16 protein-coding genes are annotated in these 17,891 nt (G+C 63.6%); 3 read left to right on the forward strand and 13 right to left on the reverse strand.

The genetic code is table 11. The features are described from left to right. Nucleotides 1-189 precede the first annotated feature (189 nt). On the forward strand, nucleotides 190-1,347 hold the full coding sequence (locus ABTV68_RS20525) for an Eco57I restriction-modification methylase domain-containing protein (protein WP_433675516.1): 1,158 nt from the start codon (nucleotides 190-192) through the stop codon (nucleotides 1,345-1,347). Here the strand turns inward: ABTV68_RS20525 and pglX are convergent. From pglX to ABTV68_RS20590, 13 genes are all read right to left on the reverse strand, one after another. Then, nucleotides 1,328-3,943 (reverse strand): BREX-1 system adenine-specific DNA-methyltransferase PglX, encoded by a 2,616-nt coding sequence (gene pglX, locus ABTV68_RS20530; protein ID WP_433675517.1) that lies wholly within the window; start codon nucleotides 3,941-3,943, stop codon nucleotides 1,328-1,330. The two genes, ABTV68_RS20525 and pglX, sit on opposite strands and share 20 nt — an antisense overlap. Then, nucleotides 3,943-7,425: a BREX system P-loop protein BrxC gene (brxC, locus tag ABTV68_RS20535; protein WP_433675518.1), complete on the reverse strand. Its 3,483-nt coding sequence runs from the start codon at nucleotides 7,423-7,425 to the stop codon at nucleotides 3,943-3,945. The genes pglX and brxC overlap by 1 nt, the downstream gene beginning before the upstream one ends. A gap of 4 nt (nucleotides 7,426-7,429) precedes the next feature. Continuing rightward, nucleotides 7,430-8,041: a DUF1788 domain-containing protein gene (locus tag ABTV68_RS20540; RefSeq protein ID WP_433675519.1), complete on the reverse strand. Its 612-nt coding sequence runs from the start codon at nucleotides 8,039-8,041 to the stop codon at nucleotides 7,430-7,432. Next, nucleotides 8,041-8,697 (reverse strand): DUF1819 family protein, encoded by a 657-nt coding sequence (locus tag ABTV68_RS20545; RefSeq protein WP_433675520.1) that lies wholly within the window; start codon nucleotides 8,695-8,697, stop codon nucleotides 8,041-8,043. Before ABTV68_RS20545 ends, ABTV68_RS20540 begins: the two co-directional genes overlap by 1 nt. Before the next feature lie 96 nt (nucleotides 8,698-8,793). Further along, entirely contained in the window at nucleotides 8,794-10,170 is a 1,377-nt protein-coding gene (gene dnaB / locus ABTV68_RS20550) for a replicative DNA helicase (protein WP_433677659.1), read from the reverse strand. Nucleotides 10,171-10,873: 703 nt separating this feature from the next. Then, nucleotides 10,874-11,326 (reverse strand): 50S ribosomal protein L9, encoded by a 453-nt coding sequence (rplI, locus tag ABTV68_RS20555; RefSeq protein WP_433675521.1) that lies wholly within the window; start codon nucleotides 11,324-11,326, stop codon nucleotides 10,874-10,876. Between the two features lie 11 nt (nucleotides 11,327-11,337). Beyond that, nucleotides 11,338-11,592 (reverse strand): 30S ribosomal protein S18, encoded by a 255-nt coding sequence (gene rpsR, locus ABTV68_RS20560; protein ID WP_040168021.1) that lies wholly within the window; start codon nucleotides 11,590-11,592, stop codon nucleotides 11,338-11,340. Between the two features lie 37 nt (nucleotides 11,593-11,629). Beyond that, nucleotides 11,630-12,145 carry a single-stranded DNA-binding protein gene (locus ABTV68_RS20565; protein WP_402845019.1) on the reverse strand — a complete coding sequence of 172 codons (516 nt, stop codon included), beginning with the start codon at nucleotides 12,143-12,145 and terminating at the stop codon, nucleotides 11,630-11,632. Nucleotides 12,146-12,150: 5 nt separating this feature from the next. Then, complete coding sequence (rpsF, locus tag ABTV68_RS20570) at nucleotides 12,151-12,522, reverse strand: 30S ribosomal protein S6 (protein ID WP_231092782.1); 372 nt, start codon at nucleotides 12,520-12,522, stop codon at nucleotides 12,151-12,153. 167 nt (nucleotides 12,523-12,689) lie between these two features. Beyond that, a complete protein-coding gene (locus tag ABTV68_RS20575) occupies nucleotides 12,690-13,712 on the reverse strand; it encodes a hypothetical protein (RefSeq protein ID WP_433675522.1) in 1,023 nt (340 codons plus the stop codon). Then, on the reverse strand, nucleotides 13,696-14,280 hold the full coding sequence (locus ABTV68_RS20580) for an RNA polymerase sigma factor (RefSeq protein WP_433675523.1): 585 nt from the start codon (nucleotides 14,278-14,280) through the stop codon (nucleotides 13,696-13,698). The genes ABTV68_RS20575 and ABTV68_RS20580 overlap by 17 nt, the downstream gene beginning before the upstream one ends. Before the next feature lie 59 nt (nucleotides 14,281-14,339). Next, complete coding sequence (locus ABTV68_RS20585) at nucleotides 14,340-14,987, reverse strand: peptidase M23 (protein ID WP_433675524.1); 648 nt, start codon at nucleotides 14,985-14,987, stop codon at nucleotides 14,340-14,342. Between the two features lie 66 nt (nucleotides 14,988-15,053). After that, complete coding sequence (locus ABTV68_RS20590; RefSeq protein ID WP_433675525.1) at nucleotides 15,054-15,551, reverse strand: GNAT family N-acetyltransferase; 498 nt, start codon at nucleotides 15,549-15,551, stop codon at nucleotides 15,054-15,056. Between the two features lie 96 nt (nucleotides 15,552-15,647). Here ABTV68_RS20590 and ABTV68_RS20595 point away from each other — a divergent pair, with 96 nt between their 5' ends. Next, nucleotides 15,648-16,409 carry a hypothetical protein gene (locus ABTV68_RS20595; RefSeq protein WP_433675526.1) on the forward strand — a complete coding sequence of 254 codons (762 nt, stop codon included), beginning with the start codon at nucleotides 15,648-15,650 and terminating at the stop codon, nucleotides 16,407-16,409. Between the two features lie 91 nt (nucleotides 16,410-16,500). Beyond that, nucleotides 16,501-17,631 carry a hypothetical protein gene (locus ABTV68_RS20600; RefSeq protein WP_433675527.1) on the forward strand — a complete coding sequence of 377 codons (1,131 nt, stop codon included), beginning with the start codon at nucleotides 16,501-16,503 and terminating at the stop codon, nucleotides 17,629-17,631. The last annotated feature ends 260 nt before the right edge of the window (nucleotides 17,632-17,891 follow it).

Raw genomic sequence — 17,891 nt, forward strand, 5'->3', positions numbered from 1 at the left:
ATCTACGGGTCAGCACTCCTCCGCGCGGTGATCACACCATTTGTCTTTCTGTCACGTGGGTAGCCATCAGGGTAGCCATCTCCCTCGCGCGGCCAGAACTGTGCAGCTGAGGCTGCGGGCGACCCCGCGCCTCAACGCCGCTGGATTGGCTGACATCTCCCGCCGCCGATATCCACCGCAACACAGTTCATGAAGGACGAGTACCCGGAATCAAAGTCTGATCTGTTCGCCGGCTTCATCCAGCGCTGCACCAGCCTCGCAGGGCAGCAAGGAATGGTGGCCATGATCACGATGCAGTCGTGGATGTTCCTCAGCTCATACGAAAAGCTCCGCGCCTCACTCCTCACCAGGCAGCGAATCACCTCGATGACGCACCTGGGCGCGCGGGCCTTCGACTCGATCGGAGGTGAAGTCGTCTCCTCGACCGCGTTTACTTTGGCGAACGTCCCGCCGGCAGCTCGTGGTGATGCCCGTAAGCGCGCGGGCATCTTCATCCGCCTCGTGGATGGGACTTCCGAAGCGGAGAAAGTCGCCGCGCTGCGCACGGCCCTTGCGGTTCGGACCGCGGAAGCGGGCTTCCACCGCGCGTCGGACGCCGACTTCACGGCAATTCCAGGCTCGCCGATCGTCTACTGGCTCAGTGAAAAGATGCGCGCCGTGTTCCAGAGCGGTACCACCCTGGCTGACGTGGTGACTACGCGCGAGGGGCTGACCACGGGTGACAACAACCGCTTCCTAAAGTTCTGGTGGGAGCCTTCTGCGCGGGGCGTTGCGCTGCCACAGTCCCTTGACGACTCTCCGCCGCCAGGAAAGCGCTGGTTTGCGTACCTAAAAGGAGGTACAGAACGTTGCTGGTCAGGGAACTTCGAGTACGTCGTTGACTGGGAGCACGATGGCGAACGGCAGCGCCTCAACATCGAAGAGCACACCGGTCGTGTACGATCGCACAACTACAACGGAGAGTGGGCCTTTCGTGCAGGCATCACCTGGACCGGGCTTACGTCTGGCCGATTCTGCGGTCGAGCAATGGGAAAGGGGTTCATGTTCGACGCCAAGGGGCCCGTGGCTTTTCCTCACGACGGCCGCAGGCGAGACTATCTGCTTTCGATTCTCAACAGTTCTGTCGGGACCACCATTCTGAAGATGCTTGCACCGACGATGGACTTCAAGCTCGGCCAGATCGAGAAGGTTCCGCTTCCGGCTACCACGCCCGACGTGACCGATCAGTTGAGTGCGCGCTGCGAGGCCTTGATTGCGACATCGGTCGCCGACTGGGACGTAGTCGAGACAGCATGGGACTTTGCCGACAATCCGCTTGTGACGATCGCTAAGCGTCGGGATCCGTAGAGGAGATCCGAACGAGCGCAACTAGCGGGTTGAGCTGAAACCCCCACGCGGTTTCGGCTTCGTCCCAGTCACTTTCGGAGGTCTCAACAAGACGGGTGACCGCGTTCGTTGGCAGTTCGTCGGCATTCTTCGGCACCGGTACCGCCCCCAGGTATCCAGGATGCAGGTTCAGGGTCGGGTTGATTGCTGAGAGGATCATCGAGACCACGTGGGAGTTCAGGATTGCGAGGTGAATCTCGTCCGTGTCTGACTGGCACATTCCTGCGGCGGCGTCGAACAAGGAACCCCTGGGGACGTTGCGGAACGACTGCTCACCAGACGTGACCACGGTCCAAGCGAGCCCAGCTCTAAAGATTCGATCCAGGTTGAAGTTTGTTGCTCGAACCCTTACGCCGTCCGTTGTCATGGTTTTCTGCAGCCGGAGACCGTCGTCTTGCCAATCGACCACTGAGTCAAGGTTCCCGGCCCAGCGACGAAACTCGCCTCCCTTGGCGTAAGGGAACCAGCGGCGTTGCGAGGCCTGCGCCTCCTCCCGGTTTGACCTGTCGAATCCGGTCTTGTCTTGTGCCACCTCCCACCAGAACCGAACGAAAGTTGCGTTGTCTGCGGTCACGAGGCCCTTCGCAGAGCGAGAGCGCCGTTCCAGAGCGGGCGACTCCTGGAACACGGCGCGCATCTTTTCACTGAGCCAGTAGACGATCGGCGAGCCTGGAATTGCCGTGAAGTCGGCGTCCGACGCGCGGTGGAAGCCCGCTTCCGCGGTCCGAACCGCAAGGGCCGTGCGCAGCGCGGCGACTTTCTCCGCTTCGGAAGTCCCATCCACGAGGCGGATGAAGATGCCCGCGCGCTTACGGGCATCACCACGAGCTGCCGGCGGGACGTTCGCCAAAGTAAACGCGGTCGAGGAGACGACTTCACCTCCGATCGAGTCGAAGGCCCGCGCGCCCAGGTGCGTCATCGAGGTGATTCGCTGCCTGGTGAGGAGTGAGGCGCGGAGCTTTTCGTATGAGCTGAGGAACATCCACGACTGCATCGTGATCATGGCCACCATTCCTTGCTGCCCTGCGAGGCTGGTGCAGCGCTGGATGAAGCCGGCGAACAGATCAGACTTTGATTCCGGGTACTCGTCCTTCATGAACTGTGAAAGCAGCGCGTTCATCTGCTTGCTGCCCATGTACGGCGGGTTCGCGACCACAACTGCGTACTCCCGCGAGAGGTACGAGGCCTGGTCGATGACGCGCTGAGCCCAATCGAGAGCGTCGGCGCGGAGAAGGTCGCCCCCGTCCTCGAGCACCGCGAGGTGTCCGCCGAGGCGAGCGGTCAGCGCGGGATCGGGTTGGATGAGCGAACCGAACGTGTCCGCGTGGGCGAATTGGTTCCAGAACGCCTTCTCCGCTTGGGGATCACCGTCCTGGGTGACGAGGTAGCTCAGCTCGTCGGCGCTGAAGGAGATCGGGTCGAGCACGCAAACGTTCGGTTCGACAGGCTTCTTGAGGAACAGCTTGCGCCTGGCGGTGGCCTTCATCGTCAACGCGAACGCGGCGAGTGCGCCCGCACGAGGGTCGATTTCGGTGCCGTAAAGGTTGTTGGCAAGGATCAGGCTCGGAATCTGTGACGGCGTATACCCCTCTTCTTCGTAGATCGCGTAGAGGAGGTCGAAGGCGTAAGTGAGCATGTGACCGGAGCCGCACGCGGGGTCGATGACCGTGAGCTCTTCGGGCCTAGTGATCTTGAGGAAGTCTGTCTCATCATCGACGGGTGCGATGTAGTAGTCCATCTGGTCGACGAGGCGGGACTCGGGGTGGTTGAGCATCCACAGACGGCCCACGGAATTCTCGACGAGGTACCGGACGATCCAGTGTGGGGTGAAGAGCTGCGTGGCAGCAGGGATCTCGTCGGCGCCGGCCTTCTTGTTCTTCTTGAACCCAGCGAAGACTTCGTCCTTCCGCTCGGCGATGTAAAACTGGTAGAGCCAGCCGATGACCTCGACGTCCTGGCAGACCTCTTCGGTGAGTACCTTGCCGGAGCGGTTCAGGACGGAATCGTCGGCGAGCAGGTTGGCGGGGATGAGCAGCTCGGTGTAGTCGCCTTCGCGCTCGAACATGAACGGCATGGCCTTGTTCCAGTAGCGGCAGTAGTCCGCCAGGAGGAGCGCATATGCCTCGGCTTGAGCGTCGGCGCCGGGGCGAGGGCGGCGGGTGCCGTTGAGCAGCCCGGTGATGGTAGCGACGTTCGCACCTTTGACCACATCACTGTCGATCTGGCCACGCTTGGCCGCAGCGAGTATCTCGGGCTGGCCGACCTGATCGGTTGCGGGCGAGACGACGCCGATGCCGGTGTATCCGTTGGCGTCCATGAACCGCAGGGCGATGATGCGGTTGAACCAGATGTACGCAACCTTGTCGGCCACGTGTGCCTCGCCTTTATCGCCACCCCCCGCGGCGGCGATGGTGCGTTCCAGCGCGGTCACGGCTTGGGGTTTTTCGACGCGTTCGGGTGACCCTTGAGCCAGCACAGCGGTGATGCGCGCGCCGACCTCACGGATGAGTTCGACGCGCGCTGACGTAGCGAAGGACTTGAGCGGTGCGGTATCCATCAGAGCGTGATTCGCTTTCCGTCGCTGAGGGTCGCGACGAGCGCGACGCGGTACTTAGCAAGGTAGCTGTCGATGTCGGCCTCGGATTCCAGGACACCCGACGCGCCGGGCACACTGATCGATTTGACCGACACCATCGGCTTCGGGGGCGCAGCGTCGTCATCCCCATCCTGTTGCGCCGCGATGAGCCGACCCAGCAGATCCGGGTAGTCATCCTGCTCGAAGGTTGCGCCGGCCTGGAGGATGAGTGCGGCCTGAGTCTCCCCACCAAGACGCGCAAGGATCCCGTCGATCCTCCGGATCACGTTCTCCTGTGCGGCTGGCGTGGCTTTGACATAGTAGGTGCTGGCGAGGATTTCGGCCCGGCGCCCATTGATCGCTGCAGTCACCTCCGCACGTTTGTCGGCGACGATATCGTCGATCAGTCCACGCAGGGTGTCGGCCGCGGCCTTGAGCTGGTTCATCTTGTTGCCGCGGAAAGCGTTGACATCCGAGAGTAGATCTCTCACCGTGTCGACGCTTCCTGTGGGGAGGTAGTCAAGGTTTCCGACGTTGGCGCTCAAGAGGGCCTTTGTCTCGTCAAAGATCTTGGCCTGCTGGCCATTGAGGAAGGACTTGATGGGGTCGATCAGGTCTTCCTTGGCTTCGAGCAGCTCGTCAGCCGTATCGAAGTCGTTGAGGTACCAGTCGGCCTGCTTGCCGACGACCTCGTCGAGCAAGGCGACGACGCCGGCGAGCTCGCTGACGAAGGGGTACCGGCTACTACTGACGAGCGCATTGAGTTCATCCCGCCTGGCGGCGAGCTTCTCCTTCCCGAACCGAGCGAGTTCGATGGGGTCGCTCGGTACGGCACCTTCGTCGAAGAAGTCAGTACAGAACTTCTTGAACGCGGCGACCTTCGCATGGTCGTATGCCTTCTGGGGTGAGATGAGGACGTGATGGTGCTTGGCGGTGTTGCGGATCAGGCTCGCCGCTTCGGTCCGGGCGACCGGGTTGGAATCGACGCTCAGAGCGACCTTGCCAGTGCCCACGAGCCAGCCAAGCACTACTTCGATGGATCCGAGATCCCAGCCGTAAGGTTTGGTCTCGAAGCGGTCAGCGATCTTCTTAATCGTCACCTGTTCGCCAAGGCCCGTTTGGGTGATGATCCAAGACTCCATCTCGGTGCCCGGCGAGTTGAGCGCACTGAGAGTCGCCGCGTCAAATAGCCCCGTCTCGTTCTGAACCGCTGCGGCGACCTGCTGCTCGGGGTATGTCTTGCCGCCGAGCAACCCGAGGTTCGTGTACGTCCGGCTGACGAGTTCCTGAAACCCGTCGGTAACGCGTGCCACGGCATCCTCTGAGCTGGAGGGGATCTCAGCGGCGTTGATGATCAGTTGTGCCTTGCCAACAGCCTGGCGGAGGCGTTCGATGAGCTCCTTCTCCCGGTCCTCGTTGAGTACCTGCTTCGCCTGGAGGATCGTTTGGATCGAGGGCATCACCCCCGTGCTCGTGCGCTGTTTGGTGTATTTCTCCGTCTTGAGCAGCAGACGCAGGTCCGCGAGCAGCCGCTTGTCACGACCGAGGAACACCCGCAGCTCGTCCCGCCCCATGCTCTGCGCCGCGATCTCGGAGTCGCTGTAGCTCGTCTCGGGCGTGATGAAGTGAATAGTCAGCTCACGCTGGTTTCCCTGGGGCACGTCGTCGAGCTTGTAACCGAACGAGAAGTCCTGGCCGTTCTTCACATACTTCAGCTTGTTGGTCCTGAGGATGTCGGACGAGAGGTACCGGAAGAGCTTGGTGGAGACCTCGGACGAGTCGATGTCGACCGCCTTGATCTCCTTCTCGATCTCCTGCTCCTCGTTCGTGAGGTATTCGTAGACGTTGCCGTTGCGCTGAACGTACGACTGTGCCTCGAGCAGGTTGAGCGACTCCTGCACCTGCTTGCCAAGTCCGGTGAGGTCGAGCCCGAAACGGTCGTATATCAGCACCGTGAGGTTGCGGGGCGTGGCCTTGAAGGTGTCGACGTACTTGACGAGGAACAGCGCCTTGAGCAGCCGATTGGCGAGGATGGTGATCTCGGAGCCGGGGTCGGGCAGGTGCTTCTCGGCCTGGAGAATGGCGCTCTGCGCGGCTGACTTCAGCGCGGCGCTGATACCGGCGAACATCTGGTCAAAGGTCGCAAGATAGCCGACCTGTTCTGTGCCGATGCGCTTGGCGACCTCCTGCACCACGCCGAGCATCGAACGTTCACCAACTGAGCTGTTCTTGCCCTCGAACATGTTGTGGTCGGACAGACCCTCGATCGCAGCCTGGAACATCGGGATCTGGTAGGTGACGAACGGGTACGTGCTGATGAATCGTCCGCCATCGACGTAGTTACGGTAAGTCTTCGCACCGTCGACGAAGTCGAAGATGGTCTTGAAGTTTGCTCCTTCCTCGGCGTGGATGGCCATGAGTTCGGCAGCGCCCGCATCGTTCTTCTCCAGCAGACGCTTACTGATGACCTCTTCAACGTCCTGGCTGGTGAGCTTCACCTTGGCACTGAACCGGGCTTGGATCTTGGAGAAGTCGTTACCCTGCTGCTTGGTACGGTCCCCGATGACCTTGTCCATATCCTCCTGCGATGTGACGAAGACCCACGACTGCCCCTTGCACTTGGTGTTGAGGGACTCGGCGATCGTCTGCAGGTTGAGCATGAGCTTGACGTCGTCGGCGATGAACTGACCGACCTCGTCAACGAAGAAGTTGAGCCGGAAACCTGGTACCTGCTTGTCGATCCACCCCTGAACCGAGGTAGCGAAGTCCTCGATCGAAACGGCGTATGACTTCTGGTACTGCGCGATGATCCCGGGGTTCGCTTCCCCGTTGACCTCGGCGAACGCCTTGTCGATGTTGTGCCCTTCCAGAGCCGTCTGCTCGCGCCCCTGCGACCAGTCGATACCGGCGTGCTTCGCGAAGGCAGACTTGAATGCCTCGTATTGGCCGCGCTTATCGAGATCCTCCTCGAACCGGGCAACGGCGCCGTCGTTGCCGAAGTAGCCCCGGCTCTCGTCGAAGACCTTGACAAAGACCTTGAGCAGCGCGTCAGTCTGATCCTTGGCGATCAAGGTCGCCTTCTGGTCGATGTTGAACAGTAGACTCTTCGCAGGGATGGCCGCAGCCTTCTTGAGAGACGCAATGAGCATCGCGTCGTCGGTCTTGCTCAGGAAGGCCTCGCTCACCTTCTCACGGGGGAACGCCTGACCTTCCACGTTGCCCAGCAGGTGGGCGAGCATCTTGAGCAGGTGGGATTTACCGGAACCGAAGAAGCCCGAGATCCACACACCGTTGGCGTTCGTGTAGTTGGTGTACTCCTCCAGCAATGGCGCCACACCCTTCGCGGCGTCGTTGGTGAGGACGTACTCCTCAACCTCAACGCCCAGATGGTCGATGTCGTCGGCTTTGACGACACCCTCGATCGAGCGGGTGACATCTTTGAGGAAGATCTCGTTGAGTTTCATCGGGTCATGCTTCCTGGTCGAGGATACGCTTCGCGCGGTAGAAGGAGTCGTCTTTGAGCTGGCCGAACAGCACCAGTGCCGAACCCTGCGTGGCCGACACCTCGTACCGGCCAGGGAAGAACATCAGCATCGGCTTGTCTGAAACCACAGTCTGCAAGTTATTGAGAACGGTGTGCGAGCGCACGAACGGGAACACTTCGCCGATCCCCGTGAGGAAAAGGATCTGGAACGACTCGTTCGCGATGCGCTCCTTGATCGCCGGAGCGAGGTGCATCTGCGGGTCGAGCATGTTCTGAAGCATCTTGAGAAAGTCGAGCTTGTCCATCGTCGGCTCAGCCGCGAGGACACGCTCCCATACATTGCGTTTCTTGAGAAGCTCGACGCACAGGTCGTAGAGGTTGATCTCGAAGACCTTGATCCCACGCTCGGTGTCAAGCTTGGTCTTGATGCGCTTCTTGGCCTGGGCCACATCCAGGGCCCATGTGGGGTCGTAGTCGTAGATGAAATGAGCGACCTCGTTGCCAAGGCCCTCCATCTTCAGAAAGCGATCGCTGCTGAGCACCTTGAACAAGTGCTCTTCTTGCTGAACCAATGTGGCCCTGAAGTGCAGAGGCATCAGACTGTCCTCGTCGGGAAGAAGCGGACGTCGCTGGGCGTGCGTTCGTTGAGGAGCTCGGCGACTCGAGCGGAGAACAAAGCGGGTTCGATGGCCCCCTTGGACGTCACCAGCCCTGCCTCGACCATCATCTTGAACAGCACCTGCCGAAGCTTCTGGTACGTGGCGGCCGAGACGCTGTCGAGTTCGTCGTGCCACATCGCCTTGGCGCGATAGAAGGAGTCGTAGTCCTCGTGGGAGACGGTTCCCGTCAAGGTGAGGAAGCGCTCACGGAGCACTTCCTCACCGAACTCGGCGATGAGGTCGTATCGACGGCACGCCGCTGCCCACATGAGGTGACCTCGTTCAGTTGCTGTGAGATCGGGAAGGATCTCAAGCTCTCGTCCTGAGAGCACCGACAGGCGTCTGACAGTCTCTCGTACGCGTCGGACACCCGTGCTGTGTGTGCGCGATTGCAGGAGATTCTCGTTGACCGCACGGTCGCGCACTTTCGCCCAGTCACGAAGCTCGACATAGACCGGCGCCAAGACCGCTGCCTCGCGCGAGAGGAGGCCGCCGGTGGTGAACGACAGTGCGTAGCGTTTGGCTGCAGTCGATCCGATGTTCATGGACACCCCCGCGGCGATCTCCTCAGCAGACAGCCAGGGCTCAGCCACGTCGACAAACCTCCAAGATCAGCCTGTGCGATGGACGCACAGATTCACCCTATCGGCGGTGATACCCGCCTGATCCCTAGGAAGCACGAGTTGCCGTCAGTCGAAGCCGCCGCCGTCGTCGGGACCGGGGCCGCCGGGGGCCTCACCCGGCGCCATGTCGGTGAAGCGGGAGTAGTGGCCCTGGAACGCCACGGGCACGGTCGCCGTGGGGCCGTTACGGTGCTTGGCCACGATGAGGTCGGCCTCGCCCGGGCGCACGTCCTTGTCGTAGGCGGACTCGCGGTGCAGCAGGATGACCATGTCGGCGTCCTGCTCGATCGAGCCGGACTCACGCAGGTCGCTGATGGCGGGCTTCTTGTCCTGGCGCTGCTCAGGACCACGGTTCAGCTGTGACAGGGCGATGACGGGAACCTGCAGCTCCTTGGCGAGCAGCTTCAGGGCACGCGAGAACTCCGAGACCTCCTGCTGACGGGACTCGACACGCTTGCCGCTGGTCATGAGCTGGAGGTAGTCGATGACCACCATGCGCAGACCCACACGCTGCTTGAGGCGACGGCACTTGGCGCGGATCTCGACGAGCGTCATGTTAGGGCTGTCGTCGATGTAGAGGGGGGCGTCGTTGATGCGACCGCGAGTGGCCGCCACCTGCGTCCAGTCGCGGTTGTCCATCATGCCCTTGCGGAGGTTCTGCAGCATGATGCCGCCCTCCGCACTCAGCAGACGCATAGCGATCTCGGCGCGACCCATTTCGAGGGAGAAGAAGATGGTGGGCATCTCGTGCTTGATGGCCGCGGCCCGCGCGAAGTCGAGCGCGAGGGTCGACTTTCCCATGGCAGGACGCGCGGCGACCACGATCATCTGGCCACCGTGCAGACCGTTGGTGAGTTCGTCGAGCTCGCGGAAGCCCGTCGGGATTCCGGTCATCTGGCCGTCACGGCCTCGGGCGGCCTCGATCTCCTCAACGGCGGCGTCGACGGCGATGGTCAGCGGCACATAGTCCTCGGCGGTCTGCTGGCCCGTGACGCCGTAGATCTCCGCCTGAGCGCTGTTGACGATCTCGGTCGCGTCACCCTCACCGGCATAGCCCATCTGCACGATGCGAGTGCCGGCATCGACGAGGCGGCGCAGCAGAGCGCGCTCGGCCACGATGCTGCCGTAGTAGCCCGCGTTGGCCGCCGTCGGAACGATGGAGGTCAGCGTGTGAAGGTAGTCCGCTCCCCCGGCCCGCTGCAGATCACCGGTCTTGATGAGCTCATCCGTGACGGCGACGACGTCAGTCGGCTCACCGTGCGAGTACAGCGAGAGGATCGCCTCGTAGATGACCTCGTGCTTGGGGATGTAGAAGTCGGTGCCGCGCAGCGTCTCGATGACATCGGCGACCGCGTCCTTCGACAGCAGCATGCCGCCCAGTGTGGACTGCTCGGCAAGGAAGTCGTGCGGCGGAGTGCGCTCGGGACGCGGAGCCCCGCCCATCCGGTCTTCCGTGATGTCGGCAATGGACACACGCACTCCTTCCCCGCGCAGGGCGCAACGATACGACGGATGATGCTCGCCGTCGGTTCCGACCGAACTCGCTTCCCAGCATCAGATCACGGGCCTCCGACATCCCTCTGGGATCGAGAGGTGCGGGGCCCGCGCGCGAGGATGAGATCCGGTCGTGAACTCACGCTATGACCCGCTCCTCCACAGGTCAAATGCCCCTGTGGATAACTCTGTGGAGAGGCTGCGTGAAACGCCGTTCGAACTGTGGACAAACCCTGGGGAGAACTGGGGATAACTTGTGGATTGCCAACTTTTTTATGCGAATCAACCTGGGCTTTTGTCGTCCACAGCCGATCTGGGGAAAGAATCTTGAAGTACCTGTTGAATGTTAACGCAGGCCGGGCGCGCCCTGTGTACAAACCGGGGGATAACCGTCGCAAGATCCTGCTCGTATGAGCGGTGCGGCATGTTAACCACCGCTCGCCCGTGAGCACCCTGCGGGTGCCGTGAAACGAGGAGATTTCGCCCGTCTGAGGGCCCGGCTGCAGTTCTCGTCCTCCGCTCGCGACAATGCCCTCGTTTCGCGACACGCGCTCGACCAGACGCGAGCGGAAGCGGCGTCCCACGCCACCCCGAACACAGCAGCAGCGCCCCTCCTCCCGAAGGAGAAGAGGCGCTGCTGCGGCGTTGCTGCTTACTTGGCAGCGACAACCTGAAGGGTGATGACCGCGGTCACGTCGTCGGTGAGACGAACGGTGGCCTCGTGCTCGCCCGTCGACTTGATCACAGAGGTGATGTGCACCTTGCGCTTGTCGATCTTGCCCAGGCCAGCAGCCTCGACGGCGTTCGCGATGGTCTCGGTCTTCACCGAACCGAACAGACGACCCTCGGCACCGGCCTTGACAGCAACACGGACCTTGGCGGACTCGATGCTGTTCTTCAGCGCGACGGCCTCATCGTGGTCGTGGATCGCACGAGCCTGGCGAGCGGCCTGGATCGAAGCAACCTGCTTCTCGCCACCACGCGTCCAGTTGACGGCGAATCCCTGGGGAACGAGGTAGTTACGGGCGTACCCGTTCTTGACCTCGACAACGTCACCGGCGCTACCGAGCCCGGCGACCTCATTCGTGAGAATCAGCTTTGCCATTCCGGTGCTCCTTAGCGGCCAGCGCCGGCGTAGGGCAGGAGAGCCATCTCGCGTGCGTTCTTGATCGCCTTGGCGATCAGACGCTGCTCCTGAACCGAGACACCGGTGATACGACGGGCGCGGATCTTTCCACGCTCCGAGATGAACTTGCGAAGGGTTGCGACGTCCTTGTAGTCAATGACGCCAACCCGGATCGACTTCGCGGGAGCGGCGTTCTTCGCGCCCTTCCGCGGCTTGCGGCGGTCGCCGCTCGACTTTCCAGCCATGGTTTTTCCTTATCGAGAATGTGTGCCCGAAGGCGAATCAGAACGGGGTGTCGTCGCCGTAGGCGCCGGGAGCTGCCCAGCCGTCGCCACCCGAGGAACCCGGGGTCGACCAGGGCTCGTCCGAGACCTGCTGCTGGGGGCGGCTCTGGCCGCCGCCACCACCGAAGCCTCCGCCGGCACCGCCGGACGAGGCTGCACGGGTGACCTGGGCCGTCGCGTAGCGCAGCGAGGGGCCGATCTCGTCGACCTCCAGCTCGATCGCCGTGCGGTTCTGGCCCTCGCGGTCCTGGTAGGAGCGCTGCTTCAGGCGACCCGTCGCGATGACGCGCGAGCCCTTCGTCAGCGACCCGGCGACGTGCTCGGCGAACTCACGCCACACGCTCGCACGCAGGAACAGCGCTTCGCCGTCCTTCCACTCGTTCGCCTGACGGTCGAACGTACGCGGGGTCGAGGCGATCGTGAAGTTCGCCACCGGCAGGCCGTTCTGCGTGTAACGCAGCTCGGGGTCTGCCGTGAGGTTACCCACGACGGTGATGATCGTTTCGCCGGCCATCGTGATTACGCGTCCTTCTTCGGAGCCTTAGGCTTGCGAGCGGCCTTCTCCTCGGCGCGCTTGGCCTCGGCAGCGACCTGAGCGATCGCCTCTTCGGCACGCAGCACCTTGGTGCGCATGACGAGCTCGCTCAGCTTCAGCTGACGGTCGAGCTCCAGCGTGGCCTCGCTGGTCGCGGTGAAGTCAACGACGGCGTAGATGCCCTCGTTCTTCTTCTGGATCTCGTATGCAAGACGGCGCTTGCCCCAGACGTCGACCTTGTCGATCGAGCCACCATCGTTCGTGATGACCTTCAGGAACTTGTCGAGGTTGGGGGCCACCTGGCGCTCGTCGAGCTCGGGGTGAAGGATCACCATGAGTTCGTACTGGTGCGTCACAGACCCACCTCCTTCGGACTAATCGGCCGCGAAGACTTTCTCCGCGGCAGGAGGGTGTGTTGCACGTGCCCGGGCAGACTGAGCCCAGGCAACCACAACAGCCTACCGTATGGATGCACGCGGAACGCCCCGGGTCTGCACAGGGACCCGGGACGTTCGCTCGGCGCCTACTGCGGCGTGGGTGCCTCGTCCACGATCGAGGTGGTGAAGCTGATCACCTGCTCGGGGATGTCCGCCGGCACCACGCTGCTCGGATGCTGTTGCGGATTGGTGAATCGCACGATCTGGCCCGTGGAGGTGTCGATGGTCAACAGGGTCGGATTCGCCTCCGGCCCATCGGACCGGGATGCTTCCTGAAGAACGGCGATGTCGCCTTCACGAGACACCAACGTGTAACCAGGGACACGAGCCAGCGCCCCGAGCATCGCGGCGCGAACATCCGCCGGCGGCAGATTCTGGAACAGGGCGTTGGTGATCGCGAAACCCGCGTAACCGGGAGCACGCGCGCTGAACCACTCCAGGAGCTCATCCGGATCCCGGGGCATCGTGTCGTAGTCGTTGCGGTACCTGTCGATCGGCTGTCCGTTGTCCATGCCGCTCGGGTATGACCTAAGAGAGTCCTGACTCAACCCTTCGCTCAACACGTTGGCCGTGAAGGCCTCCGCATCGTCGCCATAGAGCGCGACCACTTCCGAAGCATCCGCCTGGACGATCCAGTCGTCGCTTCGATCGGCCGGCACGTAGAGCACGCTCACTTGCCGCTGCAAGAAGCCTGCCTTCTCTGCAGCAGCCCCATTCTGAGTGCCGTCCGTGTGGAGCTGTTCAGTCACCTGCTCCACCCGCAGGTACTGTCCGGGCTCCAGCGTCACGTCCGCCGCGCCGATGCCTTCGAGCACCGACTCCTGCGCCTGCAGGAACACTTCGGCCGCCGCTGCATCCGGGCTCGGCACCGGCGCGAACACGCTCCCCGCGACGATCCCGACCACCGCGAGCGCTCCCGCCACACCGACACCGCCGAGCCCGAGGCTCAGACCCAGCCGACGAGAACGCGGTTGCCGCGAACGCGAGCGGCCGCCCGACGCCGTCCGATCGATCTCCCGCTGAAGCGCGCGCCGCGCCGTAGCCAGCTGCGCCTCGGTCACCTGCGTCTCATCCGTCCGCACCGTGCGGACCTCATCCACCCACGACATTCGCTTCCTCCTTCGCAATCCATGTCACTCGTCCGGGTCCCCGAGAATCGGGCGGTCCGAGTTTCTGGCGAACACGACTGAGCCGAGAGCGGACCGTTCCCACCGGAACGTTGAGCGCGGACGCGATCTGCTCGTAGGTGAGTTCTTCCCAGGCGTAGAGAAACAGCACGTCGCGCTCTCGCTGTGACAGTGCTGCGATCCGCGGAGCGAGCCGCCGGAGGGCCGATGCAGCATCCAGCTGGGCATCCGCTCGCGACTCGTGAGACGACACGGTCTCCGCCTCCCCGAATCCCAACCGCCACTGCCGCGCCTCGACGCGTCGCAGCCGATGGATGACGCGTGTCGCGATCCCCAGCAGCCAGGGTCGCGCCGATGTCGCCTCGCGATCGAAGCTGGCCCTGCGGCGGAACGCGACGAGAAAGGTCTCGCTCAGCACGTCGTCGGCCGCATCCGCGCCCACACGGCGACGCGCGTATCCGCCGATCGCGGCAGCATGTCGTTCGAAGAGCTCGGCGAAGGCGCCGGGTTCGTCTTGCGACCGGCTCAGGATCTCGCTGTCAGTGTTCACACCTGGTATTCCTCATCGCGCGGGAACGAGTTCCATATTCGCGTGCGATGAGCCCGATGTCAGGGTTGCGCGAGCGCGGCGACCACGGCGACCGCCGATTCCCAGTACTTCGCGTAATGCTGCTCGTCACTGTTCACCTGCACGAGATGCGCGACCACGGTGGGCTCCAGGGCGTCGCGATCCGGAACTTTGCGCAGGAGTGCGGCATAGAAGAGGTGCGCGCTGGTGGGCGGATCCAATCGCTCGTCGCGCGTGCCCCACCAGTCCTGCTGCTGGAACAGTCCGAGCGATGAGGTCGGCGATCCGTCGGGATTGGTCCGCTGCGAGGTCTCCCAATCGCCGTAGTCGATGTTGCGGAGGCTGGACTCGCCCATCGCGGTCATCACCGCAATCGCCTGGTCGCGCGGGCCGAGTCCCAGCTGGTTTCCCACGTCGATGATGACCGCGGCGTTGACCAGCTGCTCGTGGTCGTAGCCGTCGACCGTCATCTCCGGTACCGCGGACGGGTTGACGCTGACGCTCGCCACGTCCGGCAGGACGGGTGCCGGGGGAGTGGCGGCGATGATCGCTCCCGTCATCCCCACGATCCCGACGATCGCCGCGAGAATGACTCCGCGCACCTGCCACTCGCGACGCGCCGCGCGCTGCTTCTTCGTGAGGCGACGCGTGCGCGGCTTCTGTGAGCGCCGATCGGTTGAGCTCACCACGCGACGTCGACCTCCGTGTCGCGTCGAATCACGAGCACCGGGGTGTGGTGTTCGCTGCGCACCCGCTCAGTCCAGCACGGCAATCCCGGCGAGCGCTGTTTTGTCGCCGTGAGGTTGCTCCGTATCGAGCGGACGTGCGGGGCGCACCAGAACATCGTCGATGCCGTCCGCGCTCACCAGCCCGAAGCCATGCCGCTCGTAGAGCCGCCGGGCGGCAGATCCGTCGAGCACCTGAAGGTGGATATCGCGCGAACCCGTTTCCGCGAGCACACGGCTCAGCACCGCGGAGCCGATGCCCCGTCCCTGCGCGGTGGGCTCCAGGTAGAACATCTCGAGCCAGATCACCGCGTCCTCCGGACGCATTGTGATGGTTCCGACTCGTTCGTCTCCATCCCACACGATCCGCGTCCACGCCGGGGAGAAGTGGTCGCGAACGCGCTCCGCAGACCGGAGCGGGTTCCACGCGCCGACCGCGCGCTCGAGATCTGCTCTCAGGACTCTCGCCTTGAGGTCGATGACATAATCGACGTCGTCGGGGGCGGCAGGAACGAGCGTGATAACCACGTCGACCAGCATCCCACCGATCGGTGAACCTCCGGGACACCGCATTCGATACAGGGGGGCGACGCTTCGGCGACGCTCGAATGAACGGAGACGCATATGCGCGCGACCACATCCAGAATCGCCTCGGGGTTCATGCTCCTCGCGGCATTGACTCTCGCCGGGTGCTCGTCCAGCCCGGCTTCGAGTCCAGTCGACTCATCGCAGGAGTCGACTGCCTCGCAGCCGAAGGCGACCGATGAGCCCGCGGGCGACACGACGTCCGAGGATACGTCGGCGAACACCGCCGACTGCGCTCCGCTGACGGCGGGACAGACCGTCGACCGCGAGCAGTTCACCTCCTGCGTCGCCGGCGCCATGTCCCAGGCCAAGGGGTACGCCGCCACCAGCGATGTCATGGGCATGTCCAGCACCACCCGCATCAACCTCACCGAAGGTCAGGTCAGCGCCTTCTCCACCGCGACACCCATGGGTGACGTCATCAGCATCGACGGGAAGACCTATATCCGGGTGGGCGGCGGGGAATGGAAGCCGGGCGATCCGAACTCCACCGACCCCATCGAGGCCGGCTTGTCGCAGGCCGCTGTCACCATCGGCACGATGGACCCGACCACCCTGGCCGGTCAGGTGACGGGGGATCTCACGGTCACCGGGACCGACAACAAGGCTGGCACGGACGTCCTCGTGCTCTCGGGAACACAGGAAGCGAACGGCGTATCCATGGAGGCCACCTTCTTCGTCACGCCGGAGTGGGTCGTGATGGGCTCCACCGCCACCGGCGACCTGAGTGGAACTCCGATCACCACCACCATGGAGCTCACGGAGTGGGACGTGCTGCAGGACATCGCCGCGCCGATGTGAGCACTCTTCGTGCGAGGGGGTCGGTCCGACAGGATCGACCCCCTCGTGTGAGCGCTCCGGGACGGTCAGTCGGCACAGATATCCTGTCGGGATGATGGCCATGAGCCCCTCGTCTGTTCCCCGAAACGACGATGAAGCCGCCCGTTCGACCCTTCGCACACAGGCGCTCACCGACCGCATCCGCTTCGGCGATGTGCGTCGCTACGCGCGCGCGGTGCGCACTCAGTTGCCGAAGCGGCTGGCGTCGGGGGCGCAGTACATCGTGCTCATCGGTGTGCTGCTTGCGTTCGTGATGGTCAGCATGGTGTGGCCGATGGTGGACGACCTTTTCTCGGGCGATACAGACGCGGCGGACCTCGGCATCATCGCGATCGCGCTGATCGCGCCCCTCACCGTTCTGGTGGTGTGGGTGTGGCTGTGCGTCCGGCTCATCCGTCAGGATCGGCGCCGCTATCGGCTCTCACGCTTCGCGGCGGACAACGGCTGGCGCTATGACCCGTGGCTGCCGACGAGCTGGTACCACGGCATGTACGCGATGCCGGGAGCCGTCGAGGATGTGTTCGACCGAACCGTGATTCCTGGTCCGGCGCCGATCGAGGTCGCGACCTACCGCGGGACGACGGGAACCGGCAAGAGCCGCACGATCCGGCAGACCGACTATGTCCGCGTGCAGCTGGGGGTCGTGCTTCCGCACATCGTGCTGGATGCGCGGGCGAATGATCGACCCTTCGGACGCACGAACCTCCCGATCGGCCTCACGTCCGATCAGCGACTGATCCCCGAGGGACCGTTCGCCGACGCGTTTCGGCTGTACTGCCCCAGCGGATACGAGAGGGACGCGCTCTACCTGTTCCCGCCCGACGTGCTGGCCGTGATGCTGGATCACGCGCGCGATCTGGACGTGGAGATCGTCGACGACACCCTCTACCTCTGCGCCCCGAAGAACGTGGTCAGCACCGACCCGCAGCGCTGGCAGTCTCTACTCACCACGGTCGAGGCCATCACGGCGAAGGCTCGTCAGTGGGAGGCGTGGCGTGACGATCGCCTCGTCCCGGATTCGGCCGATCCGCTCAACCGGCCGATGGGCGTCGCCCCCGCCGGCCGTCGCCTTCGCCAACGGTTCGAATGGTGGTGGCTCGTGGGCGGCATCCTCGTCCTCGGATTCGGCCTGTACTCGCTGATCAGCGACTTCGTGAGCTGGCTCATGTCGCTCGGTTCCTGAAACGCCGGCCCGGAAAGTCAGCGCACGGGCGAGCGTCCGTGCATACGCCGCTGCTACACACCGCCGGCTTGCGATGTCGCGAAACGAGGAGATCGTCGCCGAACGAGGAGGGAATCAGGGCTTCAGCGCCCGGCGGGGCGAAATATCCTCTGTTCGCGATGGTCTCACCCCACGCCACCCGGCATGACGCACGAACCCACGGCAGAGCGCGAGTACGGCGGAACAGGAGAGGGGCCGACGCGAAGGCGCGCGTCAGCCCC

It is taken from the genome of Microbacterium gorillae, assembly GCF_050990725.1.
GTDB classification, from domain to species: domain Bacteria; phylum Actinomycetota; class Actinomycetes; order Actinomycetales; family Microbacteriaceae; genus Microbacterium; species Microbacterium gorillae_A.